This window comes from Mesorhizobium sp. M7A.F.Ca.CA.004.12.1.1 (genome assembly GCF_003997835.1).
Classification (GTDB): Bacteria; Pseudomonadota; Alphaproteobacteria; order Rhizobiales; family Rhizobiaceae; genus Mesorhizobium.
The window spans coordinates 1-8,923 of sequence record NZ_RZRK01000188.1; the positions used below are offsets into that span (position 1 = coordinate 1).

General features: G+C 57.1%; 8 protein-coding genes. All 8 read right to left on the minus strand.

The features are described from left to right. On the minus strand, positions 1 to 992 hold a 992-nt coding region (locus tag EN984_RS12455; RefSeq protein ID WP_127383768.1), incomplete at its 3' end, for a LacI family DNA-binding transcriptional regulator. A gap of 275 nt (positions 993 to 1,267) precedes the next feature. Further along, positions 1,268 to 2,551 (minus strand): dicarboxylate/amino acid:cation symporter, encoded by a 1,284-nt coding sequence (locus EN984_RS12460; RefSeq protein ID WP_210326678.1) that lies wholly within the window; start codon positions 2,549 to 2,551, stop codon positions 1,268 to 1,270. Positions 2,552 to 2,943: 392 nt separating this feature from the next. Beyond that, a complete protein-coding gene (locus EN984_RS12465; protein ID WP_127266955.1) occupies positions 2,944 to 3,705 on the minus strand; it encodes a sulfotransferase domain-containing protein in 762 nt (253 codons plus the stop codon). Positions 3,706 to 3,988: 283 nt separating this feature from the next. Then, positions 3,989 to 4,777 carry an ABC transporter permease gene (locus tag EN984_RS12470; protein WP_063169398.1) on the minus strand — a complete coding sequence of 263 codons (789 nt, stop codon included), beginning with the start codon at positions 4,775 to 4,777 and terminating at the stop codon, positions 3,989 to 3,991. A 3-nt stretch (positions 4,778 to 4,780) separates the two neighbouring features. Further along, positions 4,781 to 5,695, minus strand: coding sequence for a nodulation factor ABC transporter ATP-binding protein NodI (gene nodI / locus EN984_RS12475; protein ID WP_024505873.1), 915 nt, complete (start codon positions 5,693 to 5,695; stop codon positions 4,781 to 4,783). Between the two features lie 261 nt (positions 5,696 to 5,956). Then, entirely contained in the window at positions 5,957 to 7,282 is a 1,326-nt protein-coding gene (nodC, locus tag EN984_RS12480) for a chitooligosaccharide synthase NodC (protein ID WP_063169399.1), read from the minus strand. A gap of 15 nt (positions 7,283 to 7,297) precedes the next feature. Beyond that, positions 7,298 to 7,957: a chitooligosaccharide deacetylase NodB gene (gene nodB, locus EN984_RS12485; RefSeq protein WP_063169400.1), complete on the minus strand. Its 660-nt coding sequence runs from the start codon at positions 7,955 to 7,957 to the stop codon at positions 7,298 to 7,300. Beyond that, on the minus strand, positions 7,954 to 8,544 hold the full coding sequence (locus EN984_RS12490) for a NodA family N-acyltransferase (protein ID WP_063169401.1): 591 nt from the start codon (positions 8,542 to 8,544) through the stop codon (positions 7,954 to 7,956). Before EN984_RS12490 ends, nodB begins: the two co-directional genes overlap by 4 nt. Positions 8,545 to 8,923 lie beyond the last annotated feature (379 nt).

Consider the following 8,923-nt stretch of genomic DNA (forward strand, 5'->3'; position numbering starts at 1 on the left):
TTGATGGCCCGCTCCATTGCCATTATCAGCTCCTGGCAAAGTCGGCGCATTGGCGTGCCGACCGCCATCGTCAAGATGTCATCCGCAAGCGCCCCACGTGACTGCGGCGTCATTTCACTCACGATCGCGACGAGATCCTGACCGCTCCCCTCTTCTCGGAGCGCGGAAATTGCCCCCTCTATCCCCCCGCCGGCCATATAGAAGCCGACGAGCTCTGGTTCCCGCTGCATAAGATCCAGCAATTTTTCGTAAGTGAGCTGCCGTTCATCAAGGTTCACGAGCGCATCAAGCACCTCGAATTTTGGCGCGTTCTCACGAAAATACGCACGAAAGGCCGTTTCCCGCGTCGCATGCGCCTGGAAGCGATGGCTTCCGACAAACACCGCCACCTTGCCGGGCCGTTTTGCGGCCTTGGAAAACACCCAAGCGGCAGTCCGTCCGACCTTGCTGTTGTTGAGGCCGATGTAGCCCTCGCGCACGCCATCGGCGAAGTCGGATAGCAGCGAAAATACCGGGATACCTTTCGCCTTGAGCTCCTCGACTGATGCTGTGATTTTCGGGTGATCGGCCGCCACCATGGCGATCGCCTGGCAGCGGCTCCCAAGGTCCTTAAGAAGCGGGAGCAGGTCACGCGGCAAATGTGACTGCGCGAACTCGATGATCGGAAGGCCGTGGAAGGATTTAGCCATACTGACCGACTCTTCGATCTTGCGAGCGAAATCTTGGTAGAAATCGTGGGTAGGTTTTCTCAAGATGAAGCCCAGCTTGTAGTGCGGCAGGTGCTGCTGCAAGCGCTGTTTGATGAGACCGGCAGCATGATAGCCGATCGCGTGCGCGGCCGCATGGACCCGCTGGGCGGTCTCCTCTCGCACCGGAAGGCGGACGTTCAGAACCCGATCGACTGTTGCTACGCTGACTCCGGCTTCGCGGGCGAGATCGGCTATTGTGACGCGCTTTCCCCTAGCGATTCTGATCGGCCGGTCCTCCATCATCCGGTGCGCTCCCGCGACGGCTTGGGGCGGCAAGCTGAAATAGTTCCCCCACCCCGCGGATAGCGCATTCGACGAACAGCGCTCCATGCGCACCCAGATGAGTCTCCGTGAACCGTTCGTTTGCTTAGGGGCTTCATGGTGTTGTATTACTCACTGCGTTAGTACTCTATTTCCAGCGCTCTTTGGAGGCTGGCAATTCGACTGTTGTGTCAAGGCCGCTACTTACACGTCGCGCTGTTGCGATCTTGCTTGCGGGGAGCCAGTTTGATGTAACCCTAACCGCGGAAAGCGGTTTCCATCCGTGACTGGTCCAATTCGCCTTCCCAGCGAGCGACAACGAGCGATGCCACCGCATTACCGACTAAATTCGTCAGCGCGCGGCATTCCGACATGAAGCGGTCCACGCCAAGAATTAGAGCCATTCCGGCAACGGGAACACTCGGCACGACAGAGAGAGTAGCGGCCAATGTGATGAAGCCGGCGCCGGTGACGCCTGCCGCACCCTTCGAGGAAAGCATCGCAATTAGCAGCAGGAGGATCTGATCGGCAATTGACAAATCTGTGTTCGTCGCCTGGGCGATGAAGAGGGCGGCGATCGTCATGTAGATATTGGTACCGTCCAGATTGAATGAGTATCCAGTAGGGATGACGAGACTTACGACCGAACGGGCGGCGCCGGCCTTCTCCATCTTCTCCATTAGCGAGGGCAGCGCGGCCTCCGAGGAGGACGTTGCCAGGACAAGCAGCAGCTCGTCCTTGATGTAGCGGACGAGAGAAAAGATCGAGAAGCCGTTGTAGCGGCAGACCGCGCCGAGAACCCCGAACACGAAGAGGAAGGCGGTAAGATAGAACGTCGCGACCAGTATCGCGAGGTTGGCCACCGAACCGATTCCGTATTTGCCGATCGTAAAGGCCATTGCGCCGAAGGCGCCGATGGGTGCAGCCTTCATCAGAATGCCGACGAGCTTAAAAATGGGGGCGGTAAGCGCCTGGAGAAAGGTAACGACCGGCCTGCTCGTCTCTCCGGTCATCGCCAAAGCAATGCCGAACAGGACCGAGAAGAACAGGACTTGCAGGATGTCGCCTTCCGCGAAGGCACTGGCAATCGTTGACGGGATGATGTTCATCAGGAAGCTGGTCACGGACTGCTCGTGAGCCGTGGCCACATAGCCCTTAACGGCTTGGACATCGAGCGAGGCCGGATCGATGTTGAGGCCGGCGCCAGGTTGAACGATATTCGCGACAATCAGTCCGACAACGAGTGCAAGTGTCGAGAAGGTGAGGAAATAAACCATCGCCTTGGCGGCAACTCGGCCGACCTTCTGCAGATCGCTCATGCCGGCAATGCCGGTCGCAATTGTCAGGAAGATGACAGGTGCGATAATCATCTTGACGACTTTGATGAAGGCATCGCCGAGCGGCTTCAGGCTCTGGCCGGTTTCCGGATAGAGGTAGCCAATTGCGGCTCCCAGGACTATGGCGGCAAGCACCTGCACGTAGGTCCGGGCAAAATGGGGCTTGCGGGGCGCTGCGATCGCGCGGGGGACTCTTGGAACCAACACCGTTTCTCTCTCCCTGACCGGATCGGGGTGGGGGCTCCTCCTTCTCCCATGCTGCGCTCCGGTCGAGCGCTGCTGTCATCTCGGAGCAAGCGCCGTGCCAACTGGAGGCCTGTCCCGTCCAGCGAGATTGGTGCGGGTTGCGCACTGGAACCCTCCACCTTTGCCGGAATTTGCACTCAAGGCTCGCCAAAGATCGCGTCTGAAGAAGTGCTTCGCCAGAGAGGGAATTGACCAGGTCGCCTTGCGGCCGTGTCTTTGATGTCTGCCGCAGATCGACTGCCGGCCGATATCTCTGTCGTCTTGGTGACTTTGGTTTGTCAGTTTTGCGACGGAATGCGCGCAAACTGCAGGATATCCTACACGCCCATCAGAGCACGCGGTACAAGCGATTAAGCGTAGGAGCGCATTGAATCTCCGAGGTCAAAAAATCTTGAATAAGGTCCCCGTGCGAAGTGAATCCGCAACTCGTCAAAGTTCTCCACCGTTTGATCCAGCGGTCGCGTTTCCTGGCGCTGCAGGATGGCGTTATCTGATGGCTCAAGCGCTGGAACGCCCAGGAAATCCCAAACCGCTCCCAGGCATTGGGCAGGTTCGTGAAGTAGGCTCTCGTATTCCATTACAAGCAGGTTGGTCGACGTGAAGGAGTCCATAACGCGAGCGTGAAAATCGTCGGCGGCTTTGAAATAAGCCTCACAGTCGGCGATTGACAACCTGACGCTCGGTGGCCGAGCGGTATCGTTGTCCCAGCTGAACTTCAGCCAGTGACCGCTTTCCCTGGCCTGCACAAAGGATCGGAGCGATTCCAATACGTTTCGGCGAACAACAAGGATGACCTTGAGTGCTGGCCAACGAGCCAGTTCCGCAAAGAATGCGGGACGCTCGCGAAACTGAGGTTCATTGATCTTGCATCCAAGATGCGTCACATTCTTGTAGTCGCGCATAGGGCAGCGCACATAGGCAAGCTCAAGAAGCTCGCGATCCGTGCCTAGCAGGCGATCAGTGCTGGGCCAATTGGGATCATATTCGTTTAGCAACTCACCGTTACTCAAAACGGTCGGATGCTCGTTTAGCAATTCTTCTAAATAGTGTGTTCCGGTCCTTGGCATAGCAAGGATCACAAAAGGCTCAGGAGTTGCTTCGTTGTGGGTCATTGCATGTGTATCCAACTAAATAATGGCCGCGACGGTCTGTGGACGCGCACAAGAAGCTTGGCTGCTATCGATTGAACGCTCCGGGTGGGTCCGCGCCTCACCATCCAGCCTGTTCTTCGAGGTGTGGTCGCGAAGCTGGGCGGGTGCCTGCAGCGGCTGGGTGGCGCCCGGCTTCGGCGTTGTACCACTCGCGATTCCTAGCATACGCATGCCTCCGGGCCGCTGTGGGCAGTTTGCATCCGGCATTGCGGACCTCCTTCTGGTTAATGGGTGTAAGCAAGCGTCAACGCATTAGTCGTCGATGAAACAGTCCAGCCGACAGAAAAAAAGGCAATACAGCGAACATGCAAAGTGCGCCTATATGCAGCCCTACATTGTCGCCCAGGCGGCCGAGCATCACCGGACGGATTAGCTCGATAGAATTCGCCAGGGGCGAGAAGGCCGCAATCTGCTGAAACACTCCTGGCAATTGGCCGACTGGAAAAACCGCGCCCGAAAGGAACAGCATGGGTGTGATGACAAGCGTCTGATAGAAAATAAAATAGTGATAACTGGGCGCGAGCGCGATGACGAGCATGGCCAGGCTCGCAAAGGCGAATCCGGTGAGAGCGACGACCGGTAGCACGTAGAGAACCGACGTCCACGCGGCATAACCTAGCGCGGCCGCAACAATCGCAATTGTCGTACCGGCCAGAAAAGCCTTTGTGGCTGCCCAGGTCAATTCACCGAGAACGATGTCGCCGAGGGTAAGTTGTGTGTGCAGGATTGCTTCCCAAGTGCCCTGATCGCGCATTCGACCGAAAACCGCGTAAATTGTTTCGAAGGTTGATGCTGTCATCGCGCTCGTCGCAACCATGCCGGCTGCCAGAAAGGCGATGTAGGATGCACCTTCGATGCGGCCTACCAACAGTCCAAGGCCAGTGCCGAGCCCGAAAAGGTAAATCATCGGATCAGCAAGGGTGCCGAGCATTGAAGCAAATGCCACCTTCTTCCATGCCAGATGATTGCGGCGCCACACCGCCATCCAGTTCCAGGCGTTGGCGGGTAGAGCGGCCGCAAAACGTTCACCCATTGCTCACTTCTCCATCTCACGTCCGGTTAACCGCAAGAAAACGTCCTCCAGACTGGGTGGACGCTCTAGAATACGCAGACCCGCTCGACCGCGAAGCTGGATGCGCACATCCTCCGGCTCAGGCGCATAGCAAAAGAGCGTCTCGCCGCTTACCTCGACACGCTGAACGTACGGTCTGATCAGCGAAATCAGCTCCTGTGGATTACCGCCGAAGATCTCGATCACGTTGCACCCAATGTACTCGTCGATCAGCGCATGAGGACTGCCCTCGGCGATCTTGCGTCCCCGCTCGAGAACACACAGCCGATCACAAAGCCGCTCAGCCTCTTCCATGAAATGGGTGGTCAAAATGATCGTTTTTCCGCTCGCCAGCAGGAAACGAAGTCGCTCCCAGATCAGATGGCGGGCATGCGGGTCGAGGCCGGTCGTGGGCTCATCCATCACAAGCAACTGGGGGTCGTTGATCAGAGCACGTGCCAGCGTCAGGCGCCGCTTCATCCCGCCGGATAGCAGGCCGACACGTGAATCCGCCTTGCTCTCAAGGCGAGCGAACTCGAGCAGCCGTGGGATGACGGCGTTGATCTCTCTTGTACTCATGCCGAAGTAGCGCCCGAACACCAACAGGTTCTCACGTACCGTAAATTCCAGGTCGAGATTGTCGAACTGCGGGACCACGCCTATGCCCTTGCGGGCCAAGCGGCTGCGTGCCGGCACTGGTAGACCGAGGACTGTTATATCACCCGCGTCAGGCCGGGTCATACCGAGGAGCATACGCGCAATCGTGCTCTTGCCTGCGCCGTTAGGCCCCAGCAGACCGAAGCACTCTCCCGATGCAACGGTGAAGGACAGCCCGTCCACAACGAGCTTGTTTCCGAATAATTTGGTTACGCCGGTAAGGTCGATTGCTACATTGGACATGCGTCTATCTCAAGCGGAATGAGTCCGATTGGCCACCGGCAGCTTACTTGCGAATTCTGGTTCAGAGCAGGCCACCGCCTTGAGATGACACCTTTGGAAAGTCGCGGCCGGAGCGACGTGTGTATCGCTTCCGCCAAAGAATAACGTCAAGATGCCACGTGTCGCTTCCACATAGTCCCCGTTCTGATCATAGGTAACTCGACAAGCTTCACCCCGTGTCGACTGACACAACTTACTCGGTCACTCGGCGCTGCAAGGCCGTCAGACTTCACTAGCTGTGAGCGAAAGATCTGCAGTATGAAGTGACTCCGCAATTCCAGAATTGCCCGCAGCATTTGCTCCGCCAAGCGGCATCGCGCTTGTGATTTCCTTTGTGCTGCTGTTGGGCAGGGGAACACTTTTACGCGACAGCCAATCGCTATTGCTCAATGTACACAGGGCGTAAGCCTTCAAGGGGATCAACAGGAATATCCTGATTAACGCGTGCATTGAATAGCCGATGAATCGAAGCTGCCGAGTGCGGAAAGATAACACCGTAGATCTGATTATGGTCATCGTGACAATAGCCAGCACCGTCCACCAATTTACTGTATGTGAAAATAGTAACTCACCGAGCGCCGTTACTACCGCGATGCCGAGCAACAATGGGCCGAGATTCTCTCCCATCACATCCAAAGTTAGATAGCGATCCAGGCCACGCAGTAGACCTCGCGCAAGCATCGTGTCCCGGAAAGTGCTTCGTGCCCAGCGGAGTTGTTGGCGCAAATAAGGTCCCATCTTGTCCGGAACGACTGTCGCCGCGACGGCACCTGGAACGTACTCGGTTCGAAAGCCTGCTTTCAGCATGAGGATCGTAAGATGACGGTCTTCACCGAAGTCGCTTGGTTTCCCCCTGAACAGCTGCGTCTCGTATTGATCCAGCAGAGAAAGGAGACAAGACCGGCGGTACATTGCACATGGGCCGCAGCAGCACATGACCGCACCAAAGCGACCTTGCGCCGCGCGCTCCTCATTGCAAGCCAGCCAGTATTCCATATCGATCAATCGGGTCAACCAAGTGTCGCTGCGGTTGTATGCCGTCAGCTGGCCCATGGCCGCTCCGACCATGGAATCCCGCATTTTTACTGCAAGCTTCGTGATGACGTCGGACGCAAGTGTCGTGTCAGAGTCGACGCTGAGCACGAAATCTCCAGATGAGCGGCGGATGGCGGCGATCTGCGCCTTGCGTTTGCCAACATTTTCGCGGAGCAGAATGAAATTGAATCTCGGGTCGCCCTCGTAGGCGTGATGTACCGGGATGACGGCATTACGATTTCCAGAACCGTCGTCAACCAGATAGACCTGAAATGTTCCGGAGTAATCTTGATTTGCAATGGAAGCTAAACACGCCGCGAGTGTGCGCGGGTCCTCATTGTAGCAGGGGATAATGACATCCACGCTCGGCCAACGGTCGGATCCGAACAAGCTTTCCGACGGCGGCGTAACATTTTCCGGTTGGGAGTAGACCGCTTGCATGCCTCTGTAAACAGTCGAGAGCACCGCATAAGACGAAACGGCAACAGTACTGGCTGTGGTGAGAAGGTCCATAGGATCTCTGTTTGTTCAGGGATGTTGAGGAAGTGATCGGATTACAAATCCGCGGCCGTGCAATTCTGGAATTAGGCGTGACAACGCTGTCACCGTCTGGTCGCGCAGACTGGCTTGATTGCCTGGTTGCAATTCGTCGGGAGCGCACCCGTCGTGCAACAGCACGATTGCGCCCGGCCGGATATCGGCGAGCACTCTGTCGACGATGGCGTCAACGCCGGGGCGAGACCAGTCGCGTGGATCAATGGACCAATGGACGGGCGCCAATGCCTCACCCGCTAATGCAGCGATTACTTCTTCGGTCCAGATGCCATAGGGTGCACGAAAGTACCGAACCATGGCCTGCGGGCAAGCCATCCCTATGACTCTGTTTGCCTCAACTATCTGGCAGTCGACTTCGACGGACCCGCATTTAGCTAGGTCCGGATGAGTCATCGTGTGGTTGGCTATACCGTGGCCGTCTGTAATAATTCGGCGAACGAGTTCCGGCTCGTCGGCCGCGTAGGCCCCAACAACGAAGAAGGTCGCCGGCACCTGATGTTGCGCCAGCACATTGAGTATCTGCGGTGTGAAAAATGAATTGGGACCGTCGTCAAACGTCAGATAGACGCTGCGCTCTGCAATGCGATCGGCATTGTCACTCTGCCCTTCGCATATGTAGTCCAGAGGCTTCATAGTTCCGGACCGTTCCGGTCGATCAGGGTACCAGACGGCCACTCGTCCATCGAGCGTCCGATCGGCGAAACCAACACGAGTACGTCTTCCAGGCGCGTGGGCGGCAGGTCGGGATGCACATCTGGACGGGTCGACCGTACGCGAACGCCCGACACAATGTTCGCGAGGCCGGCTCTGCAGAATCTTTCGACATGGTTTCGCAGCGCGTGCCGAACCGTGCCGAAAGCGAATGGAACACCCAACTGATGGAGCACTGGGTACGCCACGCGCATCGAAAAACCGATTCCGAGCCCTTCAAGATCCGGACGAACCGCGTACAGGCCCAATTCAGCGACGATCAAGTCGACCTCGCCAACTTTGATGAAGCGCCGCAGCATGCCGATGTGAGCCGCTACCCCATGCGCGTCGTAGCCGATTGCGCGGAATTCCGGCCTCGCGCCGGCCCAACTGCGGCCGCCTTCGAATGGCTCCGCGTTGAAGGCGCCAGTCCGTCCATAGGTCTTTCGAAAAAAGTCGGAGAGTTCGACATGGTCGGCCAGTTGCAGCTCATTTTCCCAGCACAACTTCCACTCGACATTCGGACGCATGGAAGACCTCACCTTGTAGCTGTCTGGTTGAGATAAATGTCCAAGCATTGATTAAATAATTGGCGTCGCGCCAACGGGGCGTAACTTGTGGGGACCGCCGAAAGACCAAGCCGCAATGCAGATGCGACTGACTTTGTACGCCCCGCACACCAGATGATGCTCCTCAGATCCAACGCAACCATCGGAACTACCTATCTTTCCAACTTGAAGCGCTTCTATGGGACCTGCAGCAAAAACGGTAAAATCCTTTGTTTAGATGAAAGGTATCCACGCTTTGGATAACTGGGCGAATGCGTTCCATATGGCTGGTCAATTATCGTCGTCACGCTCGAGGCACTTCTGACGAAGCGCAAAGCTCACGCCCGCGGCACGCGCGGCC

Excerpts from the sequence above, each read along its gene's own strand:
- EN984_RS12465 (WP_127266955.1), bottom strand. The coding sequence starts at position 3,705 with ATGACCCACAACGAAGCAACTCCTGAGCCTTTTGTGATCCTTGCTATG.
- EN984_RS12470 (WP_063169398.1), bottom strand. The coding sequence starts at position 4,777 with ATGGGTGAACGTTTTGCGGCCGCTCTACCCGCCAACGCCTGGAACTGG.
- nodI (WP_024505873.1), bottom strand. The coding sequence starts at position 5,695 with ATGTCCAATGTAGCAATCGACCTTACCGGCGTAACCAAATTATTCGGA.
- nodC (WP_063169399.1), bottom strand. The coding sequence starts at position 7,282 with ATGGACCTTCTCACCACAGCCAGTACTGTTGCCGTTTCGTCTTATGCG.
- nodB (WP_063169400.1), bottom strand. The coding sequence starts at position 7,957 with ATGAAGCCTCTGGACTACATATGCGAAGGGCAGAGTGACAATGCCGAT.
- EN984_RS12490 (WP_063169401.1), bottom strand. The coding sequence starts at position 8,544 with ATGCGTCCGAATGTCGAGTGGAAGTTGTGCTGGGAAAATGAGCTGCAA.